The sequence below is a fragment of the Sphingomonas sp. PAMC 26605 genome (assembly GCF_000241485.1).
GTDB lineage: Bacteria > Pseudomonadota > Alphaproteobacteria > Sphingomonadales > Sphingomonadaceae > Sphingomonas.
Genome location: NZ_JH584241.1, coordinates 3,623,906 through 3,637,569, shown reverse-complemented (window position 1 = coordinate 3,637,569; position 13,664 = coordinate 3,623,906). Strand labels below are relative to the sequence as shown.

Here is a 13,664-nt window from a genome sequence, read left to right as displayed (position 1 = left end):
ATCCTCCACATTCGGGTTCGCCCCGATGCGTCTGGATAGCCCCGCTCGTCGCCCGGGTAATCCGCGACCATGGTCGTACTTGCGCCCCGGTGGCGGAGCGCCGCAGGGTCGCTGTGGCCGCCGCTGTGGTGGTCTTGCGCAGGACTCTTTTGCCGTGCCAGTCGAAGCGTCTTCGGACGAACCCGATCCGCGACCCGTCGCGCATGCCGTCGCCGGGCCGCTCGCCATGGTCGTCATGGGCGTTAGCGGCAGCGGCAAATCGACCTTCGGCACCGCGCTCGCAGCCGTGCTCGGCTGTCGTTTCGTCGAAGGCGACGCGTTTCACGATGCGGAAGCGATCGCGCGGATGCGTGCTGGCCACGCCTTGACCGACGCCGACCGCTGGCCATGGCTCGACCGGCTCGGCGCTGCTGTCGGCGCCGCGGTGCGAAGCGAGAGCGTCTGCGTCGTCGCGTGCTCGGCGCTGCGGCGCGTCTATCGCGAGCGGCTCAGCGCGGCGATCGACGCGCCGACGCGCTTCGTATTGCTCGATACCGGACGCGACGAGCTGCTGCACCGGCTCGAGACGCGCCCGCACCATTATATGCCGGCGAGCTTGCTGACGAGCCAGCTCGAGACGCTCGAGCCGCCCGGGGCGGACGAGGCGGCGCTTACGCTCGACGCGACGCGGCCGCCCGCCGTGCTGTGCCGCGAGACACTCGGTTGGTTGGAGGTCGCATGAAGATCGCACTGATGCTCGCGGGGCTGCTCACGCTGGCGACACCGCTTTGCGCGCAGACCTTGCCCGTCACGATGCCGCCCCCGCAGATCGCGCTCTGGCCGGACGGCGCGCCGGGCTCGCAGGCGCGCGCGCGGGAGCCCGAAATCGTCGAGAACAGCTATATCCACAACGTCCACGCGCCGTCGCTGACGGTGCTGCGCGCCGCGCCGGCGCACGCCAACGGCGTCGGGATCATCGTCATTCCCGGCGGCGGGCATCGGATGCTGGTGTGGCAGAATGAGGGGATCAATGCGGGGCACGTGCTCAACCGCTTCGGCGTGGCCGCGTTCGTGCTGAAATACCGCCTCGCGCGCGAGCCCGGCTCGCCTTACGGCATCGAACGCGATGCCGCCGCCGACGTGCGCCGCGCGGTGCGCTGGGTGCGGGCGCATGCCGCCGCCTATGGCGTCGATCCGCACCGGATCGGCATCATGGGATTTTCGGCCGGCGGCGAGCTCGTGTCGATGGTCGCCGACAATCCCGCGCCTGCGCCGTCGCCGGGCGGGGACGCGGTCGATCAGCTGAGCGCGCGGCCCGATTTCCAGGTGCTGGTCTATCCGGGGCCGCTCGGCATCCCGGCGACGGCAGTGAAGGGCGCGCCGCCGGCCTTTCTCGTCGCGGGCACGCTCGATGCCTGCTGCGCCACCCCGGCCCTGACGTTGTACCAGCAACTCCGCGCCGCGGGAGTTTCGGCTGAGATGCATCTGTTCGCCGACACCGGGCATGCCTTCAACGTGGCGATGCATTCCGAGCGCGTCTCGCTGGCACACTGGCCCGATCGGCTCGACGACTGGCTGTCCGACAGCGGCTGGCTGACCCCCGGCGGCCCGCGCCCGGTGCCCGACAGCTGGACGCAATAGCGGCTACAGTCAGGCGATCGCGATCGCTTTCAATGGTACCGATGCGTCCGCGAGCGACGCCGGTGCGACGCGAGCACCGGCGGTCACCAAGGCACGGCCCTGGACATAGTCCTTGACCGCATTGACGCAATCGAGCGCGATCACCGCGCCGTCGCGCAGGTAGATCACCGAGAACGACCGCGTCGCCGGATCGCCGCGCAGCACCGTCGCGTCATGCCCCGACGACAAGCCGACCGTCTGCAGCTTCAGATCATATTGGTTCGACCAGAACCACGGCACGGCGTCATACGGTTGGGGCACGCCCAGAATGTCCTGCACCGCGACCTTGGCCTGATCGTTCGCGTTCTGGACCGATTCGAGCCGCACCTGGCCGCCCGCCGCAAAGCGATTGCCGTGCGCCGCGCAATCGCCGATCGCATAGATATCGGGCAGGGTGGTGCGGCAGTGCGCGTCGATGTCGACGCCGTTCGCGCCCGCGGCCCCGGCCGCGAGCAACGGCCCGACCGCAGGGATGATGCCGATCCCGACGATCACCAGGTCGCACGCGATGCGCGTTCCGTCGGCGAGCCGCACCGCGCGCGCACGGCCCTCGGCGTCCGTTTCGATTCCGGCGACCATCGCCCGGGTGCGAAGGTCGACACCGTGCGCGCGATGCTCGGCCTCGTAGAAGCGCGACAGGTCCTCACCCGCGACGCGCGCGAGCACCCGGTCGAGCGCCTCGAGCAACGTCACCTGCTTGCCGAGCTTGGTCAGCACCGCCGCCGCCTCGAGCCCGATATAGCCGCCGCCGATGATGACGACGCGCTCGACCTGCGGCAGTCGCGCCATCACCGCATCGACGTCCACGCGCGTGCGGATCGCGTGCACGCCATCGGCCTCGGCGCCTTGGCAGGTGAGCGGGCGCGGGGCACCCCCGGTCGCCCAGATCAGCGTCCCGTACCCGATCGCGTCGCCATCGGCGGTGCGCACCTGATGCCGGTCGGGTTCGACATGCGTGACGCGGCGCCCGAGCAACAGCGCGACCTTGCGCTCGTGCCAGAAACTTTCGGGGCGGATCAGAAGGCGCTCGAACGGCTTGTCGCCCGCCATATAGTCCTTGGACAGCGGCGGGCGCTCGTACGGCAGATCGTCTTCCGCACCAAGCAGCGCGACCGTTCCCTCGAACTGCATCTGGCGTAGCACGATCGCGGCTTGCGCGCCGGCGTGTCCGGCACCGACGATCAATATGTCATAGCGCGTGGTCACGTCGGCTCGTCTCCCCCCGGGTGGCGTCGGTCTGGCGGAGCGCGCGAAAGGGGCGGCCGTGCCGAGCCGGCGTGGACGCGCGCGCCGCCAAGCGCCAGCGTCTTCCGGGACGCGGGGGTATGGATCCGCTTTCGTTTTGTAAAGTGGACGCGGCCCTCCCGCCATGCCCGACGTTCAGGGAAATGATGCGGGCCGAGCGAACCCCGCGTCCCGCTGAGAATATCAATCGATCGCTGCGAACGGCGCGATCAAGCGGCGTTGCTGGGGTCTCATTCGGGCGCTGGCGGCACCCGGACCGACCGCCGCTTCATCGCGTCCGCCAATGTGGCGCGCTCGGCGGGGGAAAGGCTGGCGGCATAGGCCACGGCGCGGCGTTCGAGCGCCGCGCGTACCGCAAGGTCCGCCGCGCGCGCGCGGTCGAGCGCGGCGAGGGTCGCGGCTTGGTCGAAGGCGGGCTGACGCAGGAGCAGCGCCGCTTGTGCCTTTGCGGCGCGGGCCGCATCGATCGTCGGGCGCATCGATCGACGGGTTTCGCGCAAGGCCGCGCGAAACGGCCGTCTGACTCCCGCCGGCAATTCGGCGCCCGCGATCCGCAGCGACCCCGCATTGATCATGCGCGTCCCCGACCGCAGGGTGAGATAGCCCGAGGCAAGCGCCCCGGCGAGGAACAGGTTGAGAACGATCGAAACCGCGAGGGCGATGCGAAGCTTGCTCATCGATCAGCTATCCTGTGCTACGACGTCACCGAACGACGTCCCGCTATCCGACGCATCGGCGGGTGTGATCATCGCGACCGCCGCCGATCCGGCGACCGCGCCGCTCAACGCGGCCGCAATGCCGATGCCCGACCACCACAGCCGCGCGCGGGCAAACCGACGCGCGCGCGACGGTGCGCTCGCCAGGATCCGGCTCCGCAGGTCGGCCGGGGGCGGCGGCGCGCGCCAGGTGTCGAGCGCTACGTCGAGCAAGACGGCTTGCGCGAGCAGAGTCTGCGCCGCGGGCGAACGCGCCGTCCGCATCGCGGCGTCGCGATACGCTTCGGGCCACCGCGCGATGACGCCGCCATAGGCGTCGGCAAGCTCGCGAAATCGCTCTAGGGGCAATGGTCCGTTCATGGTTCACCCGCCTGCGGGCTTGCAAGCCGCGCGCGCAGCGTCCGCCGACCGCGCGCGAGCAGCGATTCGACCGCCTCGACGCTGACCCCGAGGGCTGCTGCGGCCTCGTCGCCCGAAAGCTCCTGATAGTGCACCAGCAGAATCGCCTCGCGCTGGCGTTCGGGAAGGGCTGCGATCGCTTCCGCCACCGCATATCCGCGTTCGCTTTCGATCAGCGCGGCCTCGGCATCGGGGGTCGGATCGGCCACCTCCGGCATAGTATCGCCGTTGACCTCGCGTCGTCGGCGCAAGCGATCGCGACAGAGATTGAGCACGACCGTATGCAGCCACGTGTCGAAGCGGGCACGACCGGGTTGCCACGCCGCGGCGGTGCGCCACACCCGGACGAATGTCTCCTGCGCGACGTCCTCCGCTTCGGCGGTGTCGCGCAGCATCCGCGCCGCAAGCGCGAGAATGCGGGGCAGTTTGGCCGAGACGAGCAGGCGCGTCGCGGCGGGGTCGCCGCGCGCGACCCGCGCGACCAGGGCCGAATCCGGATCGTCTGCGCTCAACGGCTCGCGATCCTAGGCCCATCCCAGGTCATCCCGCATCATGGCTGTGCGTCGGCGCGCGCGACCTTGCCCTTTCCGGCATGCCCCGCGGCGCGCTCCTCGGCGCTGACGACCCCGTCGCCGTTCGTGTCGAGGCGTTTGAAGCGACGCGTGAGCATCGCATCGATCTCGGAACGGTCGAGCGATCCGTCGCCATTGGTGTCGAGCTTTGCAAAGCGGCGTGCCGGATCGGCCTTGCCGGGCTTTGCGGCGGCGAGGAACTCGGCCTTGCTGACCTTCCCGTCGGCATTGGTATCGCCGGCGAGCAGCTTCTTTTCGTGCCCCGCCACAAAGCGCTGAAGCGACACGCCGGTTGATCGCGCGCCATCCGTGCCCCCCGTCGTATCGCCTTGCGCGGCAGGCCTAGCGCACGCCCCGATCGGAACGAATGCGAGGAAAAGCGCTGCGCTGCGCAGCATCGGACCGAAATGTCGCTTCATCGTGTCACCTTCATGGCCTGAGGATGTGGATCGGTTTGGCCTGGACGATCGGGGCGCCGAAACGACGCCCCGATCGCGGGATCAGCGGTAGCGCCAGCCGCCATGCCAGCGGTCGCGATGTCCCCAATAGCGTCGCCCGTCCCAATAGCCGCGGCCAGGATAGAAGACACCGACGCGCACGCCGGGCGCGACGAACACGCCGCCACGGTCGGGTCGGCAATAGCCCGCGGGCCCGCGATGTCCGCCCGGGCCGCACCCTTGACGCGCGTCGGCGGGGGCGACCGAAATCAGGGCGGCGCTGGCGGCGAGGGCTGCTAGCAGGATCTTTCTCATGATGTGCTCCAAGCATGAATGGCCGACGGCCTGTGTGCCGCCAGTCCTGCTTCAACGGCGCGCGCGCCGATTTCCGTCGCGTGATGCTGAAAGAATTTGCGGGCTACGCGCGCTAAGCCGAGGAGCATGGCGCAATCGCGTGAACGTTGCGGGCGAGCGTGAGCTATCGTCCGATCTGCGCAGGCTTTCCCGTGCTCAGGCACATACGGTCGCGAACGGGGAAGATTGTCGAAACGGCCTCGTCGATCGCGTCAGCCGTTTCGCCGTTGCCGAGCACAGTTCGATGCAGCGGTGATGGTGTACTGTGTCCGCCGAACGCCGCGGGTTGGCGCAATGCTGGTGACCCCTACGGGAATCGAACCCGTGCTTCAGCCGTGAAAGGGCCGCGTCCTAACCGCTAGACGAAGGGGCCATGCCGGCGTGGCCGGTTGGTTGGAGGCGGTTAGGGAAACTCGCTGCGCTGGTCAAGCCATGTGTTGCAGGAAATGCGAGTCAGTCGGCCCAGGCCGCGTCGTCGATATGGAGTTCGGCCGCCGGACGCGATCCCCAGTCGTCGATCTTGGCGCGGCCGGCGAGCCACAGGCGGCGGTGCGGGGCGGCGCCGAGCAGCGCCTGACCGAGCGCGGTGTCGGCCTGGCGGAAGGCGACGGCCTTGAGCGAACCCCCGCCATCGCCCGCGACGATCGCGCGGACATGGCCGTTGCCGACCACATCGGCCTTGATGATCCGCACCGGCCCGGCAACGACGCGCGGCTGCGGCCAGCCCATGCCGTAGGGGCCGCCCAGTTCCATCGCCGCGACGAGATCGGGCGTGACGCCGCCCGCTGTCAGCACCGCGTCGAGCAGCAGCGCGCGGTCGCCCATCGCGCGTGCCACCGCCGCCTCGAGTCGCTCGCTCAGGAAGGCGGCGAAGCGATCGACCTGGTCCTCGGCGATCGTCAGCCCGGCCGCCATCGCGTGACCGCCACCCGCGACGAGCAGGCCTTGCTCCTTCGCCGCGAGCACTGCGGCGCCGAGATCGACGCCCGTGATCGAGCGGCCCGAGCCCTTGCCGAGCCCCGTATCGTCGAGCGCGATGACGAGGGCAGGGCGGCCGTATTTCTCCTTCAAACGGCCTGCGACGATGCCGATCACGCCGGGGTGCCAGCCATGCCCCGCGACGACGAGCACCGCGCGGTTGCTCTGGTTGGGCGCGATCAGCTCGGCGGCTTCCTGGACGATGCCCTCGATCGCGCGACGTTCTTCGTTGAGCCGATCGAGTTCGATCGCGATCCGCTCGGCCTCGGCCGGGTCTTGCGTCGTGAGCAGGCGTACGCCGAGATCGGACTTGCCGACGCGACCGCCGGCGTTGATCCGTGGCCCGAGCGCGAAGCCGAGATCGGTGCTGGTCGGCGCGCGCGTCAGGCGCGACGCGGTGATCAGCGCGTTGAGCCCGATGTTGCGACGCTGCGCCATCACCTTGAGCCCTTGCGCGACGAACGCGCGGTTGAGTCCGCGCAGTGCCGCCACGTCGGCGACGGTGCCGAGCGCGACGAGATCGAGCAGGTCGAGCAATTTGGGCTCGGCCCGGTCGGCGAAGTAGCCGCGGCTGCGCAGCGTGCGGATCAGCGCCGCGCCGAGCAGGAAGGCGACGCCGACCGCGGCGAGATGGCCGTGTTCGGCGCCTTCGGTCTCGTCGAGCCGGTTGGGGTTGACCAGCGCATGCGCATGCGGGAGCGCGGCGGCGCATTTGTGGTGATCGACCACCAGCACGTCGACCCCGGCATCGCGCGCCGTCGCAAGCGCGTCGAACGCCTGCGCCCCGCAATCGACGGTGACGATCAACGTCGCGCCTTCGTCCTTGAGCCGCATCAGCGCTGCGCCCGTCGGGCCATAGCCCTCGAGCATCCGGTCGGGGATATAGGGCCGCGCCTCGAGACCGAGATCGCGCAGCAGCAGGATCATCAGCGCCGCCGATGTCGCCCCGTCGACATCGTAATCGCCGAAGATCGCGAGTTGCTCGCCCGCCTGCACCGCATCGGCGAGGCGGTCAGCGGCGCGGTCCATGTCGCGGAAGATCGACGGGTCGGGCATGAAGCCGCGGATGCTCGGCGCCTTGTGCGCGTCGAGCGCATCGCGCGGGCAGCCGCGCGCGAGCAGCAATTGCGTGACGAGATCGTCGGGCGCGAAGCCGGGGTCGCGCGCGTCGGTCTCGAGCATGCGCCAGCGCCAGGGCTGGCCGAGGATCGAATGGCTGATGTTGAGGACGGTGTTCATTGCCCGCCCTCCTACGCGCTTGGCGAGCAAGCGCAAATCTGGGCAGTCAGCTCAAGCCTTGATCCACTTTCCCTCGCGAAACCATTTGGTCACGATATATTTGGTGCCGCTGACCACGGGCATGCCCTCGTGGAGCGTCTCGGTGTTGCGGCTGCCGTCGGCGTTCATGTTGTTCCAGGCGAGCAGCAGCCCCTTCTTGGGTGCGACGCGAATGCCGATCTGCGGGAACCAGGTCGCGCCGCCTTCCGCGACATGGTTGAGATAGATCATCGCGGTCCAGGTGCGTTGCCCGCCGGTCTCGATCATCTGCGGCCAATAGGCCTGCTTCTCGTTGAAATAATCGAAATGCGCGCGGAAATGCTGGCCGACGGCATAGCGCTGGCCCTGCATCGTCTCGCCATAGACCGGGTCGATCCCGAGCAGATGCGCGATCGCCTCGTCGGTCGGGCGCACGTCGGGCGACCAGCGATCCATGTCGCAGCTCTCGCTGGTGCGGAACTCCTGGACGTTCTCCTCGGCGAGCACGGTCGAGCGGCGCTTGTTGGCGTCGATCATCGCGACGAGTGTGTCGCACGTCGCGGCGTCGAGAAAATCGGGATGGTGATAGATTTGCGCGCCATCGACCGCGAAGCGCTTCACCGCGGGATTGGCGTCGAGCCGCGCCGCGACGGTTTCGCCGATGTGGCGGCGTAGCGGCGAGGCGCCATTGGGTTTCTTTGCGAAGAGAGCCATGAGCGCGACTTTGCCGCTGGCCTCCGAAAAAACAAGGGGGCCGCAAGCGTTGCGCTCGCGGCCCCCCAAAGTCGCCGTCCGGCGCTTACCAGAAGATGTCGTACACCGTATCGACGACATAGCCGGTGCGGATATCGACCAGCAGCGCGTCATTGTAATAGCGCACCCAGCGATACGGACCGTAGGCCGGCGGCAGGCGGTAGTAATCGGCGTCGTCGATCCAGTAATTCTGGTCGAACAACACCGAGCTCAGCGAAAAGCCGACCGAGAAGCGGCGATATCCGCCCGACCAGCCCGACGGCGCATAATAGCGCGGGAGATGATAGGCATTGCGGTTCTGCGTGCGGTAGCTGTTGTAATTATAGCGGTTGTCGCGCCGCCAATCGCGGTTCCAGTCGCCGCGATTGTCGCCCCGGCCATAGCCGCCGGCATAGCCTCCCCCGTTGCCGCGATCGCCGAAGCGCCCGTCATTTCCGCGGACATCGCCGCCGCGTCCGTTGCGGGGATCGCCGCGATCGTTGCCGCGGAAATCACCGCCGCGCTGCTGCCCGTCGAAGGCCGGGCGACCGTCGCGCGCGCCACCTTCGAAGCCGGGACGACCATCGCGCGGACCGCGGTTGAAGTCCTGCCGACCGTCGCGTTGCCCGCCGTTGAAATCGGGGCGGCCGTCGCGCTGACCGCGGTCGAAGCCCGGCCGACCGCCAGGCTGGCCGCCGGGAACGCCAGGCTGGCCGCCTTGTGCCTGGGGCGGAGCACCCTGCGGCTGGCCGCGATAGTCGCCACGCCCGCCGAAGTCGCGCCCGCCGCCGCCCTGTCGATCGGGGCGCGCCTGCTGCGGCTGGACCGGGGGCTGAGCCTGTGGCTGCGGTTGCGGCTGGCCTTGGGGGCGCTGCCAGTTGGTACGGCCTTCGGCGCCGGGAACCGGCTGGCGTTGGCCCTGCGGCTGACCCTGGGGTTGGCCTTGCGGCCGCGCCTGTTGCTGGCCGTCGCGGCCTCGACCCTCGCCGCGATGCGGCCGGGCGCCATCGTCCTGCGCCATTGCGGCGGCGGGAATCAACGCAGAAGCCGCCATGATCGCGGCGAGCAAAGACTTGCGCATCGATACTTCCTCATCTTCGTCCGGACAGCATGCCCGGTCGTTACATCGCTTATGGCAGCCGTGCGATGAGCCGCGGCTGAATTCGGATGACAGCGTTGCGAAAGCTTTGGCTTATCTTGGCGGAGTCAGCGCGGGGACTTCGCGCGCGGCGTCGGCGGGGGTGATCGCAGGGAGCGGGGGCGCGGCGATCGTCTCGTCACCGCGCTGGACGCTCGCCGCGAGCAGGATCGCCTCGACCAGGCGCGGATAGATGCCGCAGCGGCACAGATTGGTGATGCCGGCGCGGATCTGGTCCTCGCTCGGATTGTGGTTCCTCTTGAGCAGCGTCGCCGCGGCCATGACGATGCCGGGAATGCAGAAGCCGCACTGCGTCACGTTCCTGTCGAGGAACGCGATCTGCACCGGATGCGAGCGGTCGCGCGACAGGCCTTCGATCGTGGTGACATAGCTGCCCTCGATCGCGCCGATCGTGCGCTGGCACGATCGCACCGCCTCGCCGTCCACATCGACGGTGCAGGCGCCGCAGTCGCCGGTGCCGCAGCCATATTTGGTGCCGGTCAGGTTCGAGGCGTCACGCAGCGCCCAGAGCAACGGCGTGTTTGGATCGAGCTTGTACTGGACCGGCTGGTTGTTGACGGTGAAGCGCGTCATGCCGCCGCCTCTGGACGGCGGCGCAGGGCGAGGGCAGCGCGGGGGGCAGGGCGGGGGGCGTTCGGCCGGGTCATGCCGGGATCATGCCTGCCGCCGACTCGCCCGGCAAGCGCCGTGACGATCGCGAAACGCGCCGTTTCCGGGCAGACGATTGTCGATGTCGCGCGCGCGCGCGATATCCTTTCCATGAAACTCCCAACGCTCTTCATCCCGCATGGTGGCGGGCCGTGCTTCTTCATGGATCCGGCGGGCGGCCCGCCCGATCCGATGTGGCGGCCGATGCAGGCCTATCTCGCCGGGCTGGTCGCCTCGCTGCCCGAACGGCCGCGCGCGATCCTGCTCGTCTCGGGGCATTGGGAGACGCCCGAATTGGCGATCAACACCGGCGACGGGCATCCGCTCGATTTCGACTATTTCGGCTTCCCGCCGCATACCTATCGGCTCGACTGGCCGTCGCGCGGCGATCCGGCGCTTGCGCAGCGCGTGAGCGGGCTGCTCGCCGACGCGGGGATCGCGCATCATGGCGAGGCGCGCGGCTGGGACCACGGCGTGTTCATTCCGATGATGGTCGCGGTGCCCGACGCCGACATCCCGCTCCTCCAGCTGTCGCTGCGCGCCGATCTCGACCCAGCGGGGCATATCGCGATCGGGCGCGCGCTCGCACCGCTGCGCGACGAAGGCGTGCTGCTCGTCGGGTCGGGGATGAGCTTCCACAACCTGCGCGCCCGCGGTCCACGGGTCACGCCGGTCGCCGAGGCATGGGATGCCGCGCTGACCGCGGCGGTGACCGATCCCGATCCGGTGGCGCGCGCCGCACGCGTCGCCGCATGGGACACACTGCCGAACGCCCGCTTCGCGCATCCCGAGGCCGAGCATCTGCTTCCGCTGATGGTCGCGCTCGGTGCCGGCGGCGAGGATGCGGCGACCTGCGACTATCGCGATGTCGTGTTCGGCTGGGTGGTTTCGGGCTATCGCTTCGGGTGAACGTGCGGGGCGGCGCGTCGCCGCCCCGCAGCGATCAGGCGGGCTTGGCGCCGGGGGTGCCGCATTTGGCGAACTTGCCGTTCAGGCGGCACTTGGTCGCGACCGGCTTGGCGGGGGGGCACTTCATGAAGCGGCCCTTGGCATCCTTGCAGGGTGCGGCGAGCGCGGGCGCCGAGGCGAGCGAAAGCGTTGCAGCGGCGAGCAGGATCTTGAGCATTCTTCGTCTCCACACATACGAGCCTAACGAAGGTTAAGCGCGCATCCGTGAGAGGCAAGAACTCTAAATTAGATTATTGATTCGTTTGGTTATATTCAAATCTCAAGCACGCCAGCCCGTGTCGATCTTGTCGACCAGACGCACCATCGCCGCGAAGTCGGCCGCACCTGGGCCGCCCGGAACCTGCGCCATATGCAGATCGCGCTGATGCACCGCGACCACATCGGGAGTCACCTCGATCGCGGTGCCCATCGACATGGTCGCGATCTGGATCTCGCACGCGCGCTGGAGCGACCAATGCTTGATGAACGCCTCGGGCAAGGTCCGACCCATCACCAATATGCCGTGGTTCTTGAGCAGCATCACGCGTTTGCTCCCAAGATGCTCGAGCAGCCGCGCGCCTTCCTCGTCGCGCACCGTCACGCCCTCGAAATCGTGATAGGCGATCTGCCCGGCGAAATTGCAGGCGTAGAAATTGGTGGCGCGCAGCCCGCCCTCGAGCGAGCTCACCGCCATCCCGGCGGTGGTATGCGTGTGCATGATGCAATGCGCGTCGGGCAGATGGCGGTGGAACAGCGCATGCTGGACGAAGCCGGCGCGGTTGACCGGATAGGGGCTGTCGTCGAGCTTGTTGCCATCGATGTCGATCTTGACGAGGCTCGAGGCGGTCACTTCGCTGAAATGCAGCCCGAACGGGTTGATCAGGAAGGCGCCGTCCTCGTTCGGAATTTTCAGCGTGATATGGTTGTAGATCATCTCCGACCAGCCGAGCATCGCGAACACGCGGTAGCAGGCGGCGAGTTCCTGGCGCGCTTCCCATTCGGCTTCGGTCATCTGCGGTCTAACGACAGCGGCGGTAGCCATGACGGACTCTCCTGATCTGTATTTTGTTATGCAACCTATATCGCATGACATTCTGCGGATTGCCAGACCGGGGGTGGGCGGGCATGGAGGCTTCATGCAGATCCATTCCCCCACTTCGCCGCATTCCAACGACGCCGCAGCAGCGGGCGTCTCGGCGCCGGGGCTGCAGGTCTTCGTGTTCGCTTTGTTCTTCATCTTCGGCGGCATCACCAGCCTGAACGACGTGATCATTCCCAAACTGAAGGAGCTGTTCACGCTAACCTACACGCAGGCGATGCTCGTGCAGTTCTGCTTCTTCACTGCCTATCTCGTGATCGGCATTCCGGGGGCGGCGCTGGTCAAGCGGATCGGCTACATGCGCGGCGCGGTCGCCGGGCTGGTGACGATGCTGATTGGCTGCCTGCTGTTCATTCCGGCGTCGAGCACAGCGACGTACGCGCTTTTCCTGTTCGCGCTGTTCATTCTGGCGGCGGGCGTGGTGCTGGTCCAGATCGTGGCCAATCCGCTGATAAGCCTTCTCGGCAAAGCCGAAACCGCATCCAGCCGACTGACCTTCGCCCAGGCGTTCAATTCGCTCGGCACGACGATATTTCCGTATGCCGGCGCGATCATCATTTTGGGCAGCCTTTCGAAGATTTCGGCGTCGGACCTGACCGGGGCCGCGCTGGACGCCTATCGCACCGCCGAGAGCGGCGCGATCGTTCGGGGGTATCTCGGTCTGGCGGTGGCGCTGGCTGTCGTCGCGGCCGCGGTCTGGCTGTTTCGCAATCGGCTGCCGCGTGACGCCAACGCCGCGAAGGACAAGCCCCTCGTCGCTGCCCCGCGCTATGTCGCGGGCCTGGCGCTGGTCGCGCTCGGTGCGGTCGTCGCGGTTGAAGTGCAGGCGTGGATTGGGTTGGTCCTCATCTTGCTGGCGCCTGTAGTCTGGTTGTACGGCAACGACCTGATGCAACGTCCGCGCTTCGCGCTCGGCGCGCTCTGCATCTTCCTCTATGTCGGCGCGGAAGTATCGATCGGCTCGCTGATCGTGAACTACCTCAAGCAGCCCGGCGTCATGAACCTCGACACCGCCAGCGCGGGCAAGATGATACCGCTCTACTGGGGCGGGGCGATGATCGGCCGGTTTATCGGGTCTGCGGTTTTGCGGGTCGTCAGCCCGGGCAAGGTCCTGGCGGGCGTCGCCGTCGGTGCGATCGCGCTCATCCTGATCTCGAGCTACACGACAGGGGCGGTCGCGGGTTACAGCCTGCTGGCGGTCGGGCTGATGAACGCGATCATGTTCCCGACGATCTTCAGTCTTGCGTGTGAAGGTCTCGGTGCACGTGCGGCAGATGGATCGGGGATCATCAACGTCGCGATTTTCGGTGGTGCCGTGCTGCCCCTCGCCACCGGGTCGTTGGCCGATGCGAGCGGAAGCCTGACGCTCGCGCTGCTGATCCCGGTGGCGTGCTATGTGGTGATCTGCGTGTTCGGCGTTTACGCCGCGCGGCCGGCGCCCCAATACGCCGACGCCTGACT

The 13,664-nt window shown here is 68.2% G+C and carries 16 protein-coding genes and 1 tRNA gene; 4 read left to right on the top strand and 13 right to left on the bottom strand.

Annotation, left to right across the window (positions count from 1 at the left end):
- The first annotated feature begins 154 nt into the window (after positions 1-154).
- Positions 155-721, top strand: coding sequence for a gluconokinase (locus tag RH90_RS16975; RefSeq protein WP_010187361.1), 567 nt, complete (start codon positions 155-157; stop codon positions 719-721).
- On the top strand, positions 718-1,620 hold the full coding sequence (locus tag RH90_RS16970) for an alpha/beta hydrolase (RefSeq protein WP_010187358.1): 903 nt from the start codon (positions 718-720) through the stop codon (positions 1,618-1,620). Before RH90_RS16975 ends, RH90_RS16970 begins: the two co-directional genes overlap by 4 nt.
- Before the next feature lie 9 nt (positions 1,621-1,629).
- Here the strand turns inward: RH90_RS16970 and RH90_RS16965 are convergent, their stop codons facing one another.
- The 11 genes from RH90_RS16965 to RH90_RS16915 form a co-directional block, all read right to left on the bottom strand.
- Positions 1,630-2,865, bottom strand: coding sequence for an NAD(P)/FAD-dependent oxidoreductase (locus RH90_RS16965; protein ID WP_010187356.1), 1,236 nt, complete (start codon positions 2,863-2,865; stop codon positions 1,630-1,632).
- A 269-nt stretch (positions 2,866-3,134) separates the two neighbouring features.
- The gene (locus RH90_RS16960; protein WP_010187355.1) at positions 3,135-3,581 is read right to left on the bottom strand and encodes a periplasmic heavy metal sensor; all 447 of its coding nucleotides are present in this window, start codon (positions 3,579-3,581) and stop codon (positions 3,135-3,137) included.
- A gap of 3 nt (positions 3,582-3,584) precedes the next feature.
- Positions 3,585-3,980, bottom strand: a complete 396-nt coding sequence (locus RH90_RS16955) for a hypothetical protein (RefSeq protein WP_010187354.1) — start codon at positions 3,978-3,980, stop codon at positions 3,585-3,587.
- On the bottom strand, positions 3,977-4,531 hold the full coding sequence (locus tag RH90_RS16950; protein WP_010187353.1) for an RNA polymerase sigma factor: 555 nt from the start codon (positions 4,529-4,531) through the stop codon (positions 3,977-3,979). The genes RH90_RS16955 and RH90_RS16950 overlap by 4 nt, the downstream gene beginning before the upstream one ends.
- A gap of 38 nt (positions 4,532-4,569) precedes the next feature.
- Positions 4,570-5,010, bottom strand: a complete 441-nt coding sequence (locus RH90_RS16945; RefSeq protein WP_010187352.1) for an EF-hand domain-containing protein — start codon at positions 5,008-5,010, stop codon at positions 4,570-4,572.
- An 81-nt stretch (positions 5,011-5,091) separates the two neighbouring features.
- Positions 5,092-5,343, bottom strand: a complete 252-nt coding sequence (locus RH90_RS16940; protein WP_010187350.1) for a GCG_CRPN prefix-to-repeats domain-containing protein — start codon at positions 5,341-5,343, stop codon at positions 5,092-5,094.
- Between the two features lie 337 nt (positions 5,344-5,680).
- Positions 5,681-5,755, bottom strand: a tRNA-Glu gene (locus RH90_RS16935).
- Positions 5,756-5,835: 80 nt separating this feature from the next.
- A complete protein-coding gene (recJ, locus tag RH90_RS16930) occupies positions 5,836-7,599 on the bottom strand; it encodes a single-stranded-DNA-specific exonuclease RecJ (protein ID WP_010187348.1) in 1,764 nt (587 codons plus the stop codon).
- A 51-nt stretch (positions 7,600-7,650) separates the two neighbouring features.
- On the bottom strand, positions 7,651-8,331 hold the full coding sequence (locus RH90_RS16925) for a prolyl hydroxylase family protein (protein WP_010187347.1): 681 nt from the start codon (positions 8,329-8,331) through the stop codon (positions 7,651-7,653).
- A gap of 85 nt (positions 8,332-8,416) precedes the next feature.
- A complete protein-coding gene (locus RH90_RS16920; protein ID WP_010187344.1) occupies positions 8,417-9,430 on the bottom strand; it encodes an RcnB family protein in 1,014 nt (337 codons plus the stop codon).
- A gap of 111 nt (positions 9,431-9,541) precedes the next feature.
- Entirely contained in the window at positions 9,542-10,081 is a 540-nt protein-coding gene (locus tag RH90_RS16915; protein WP_010187342.1) for a (2Fe-2S)-binding protein, read from the bottom strand.
- 186 nt (positions 10,082-10,267) lie between these two features.
- On the opposite strand from RH90_RS16915, the gene RH90_RS16910 reads away from it, so the two are divergent.
- Entirely contained in the window at positions 10,268-11,065 is a 798-nt protein-coding gene (locus RH90_RS16910; protein WP_029625397.1) for a DODA-type extradiol aromatic ring-opening family dioxygenase, read from the top strand.
- 34 nt (positions 11,066-11,099) lie between these two features.
- Here the strand turns inward: RH90_RS16910 and RH90_RS16905 are convergent, their stop codons facing one another.
- Positions 11,100-11,282, bottom strand: coding sequence for a hypothetical protein (locus tag RH90_RS16905; protein WP_010187339.1), 183 nt, complete (start codon positions 11,280-11,282; stop codon positions 11,100-11,102).
- Positions 11,283-11,384: 102 nt separating this feature from the next.
- Entirely contained in the window at positions 11,385-12,146 is a 762-nt protein-coding gene (locus RH90_RS16900) for a class II aldolase/adducin family protein (RefSeq protein ID WP_010187337.1), read from the bottom strand.
- Between the two features lie 94 nt (positions 12,147-12,240).
- On the opposite strand from RH90_RS16900, the gene RH90_RS16895 reads away from it, so the two are divergent.
- Entirely contained in the window at positions 12,241-13,662 is a 1,422-nt protein-coding gene (locus RH90_RS16895) for a sugar MFS transporter (RefSeq protein WP_010187335.1), read from the top strand.
- Positions 13,663-13,664: the final 2 nt, after the last annotated feature.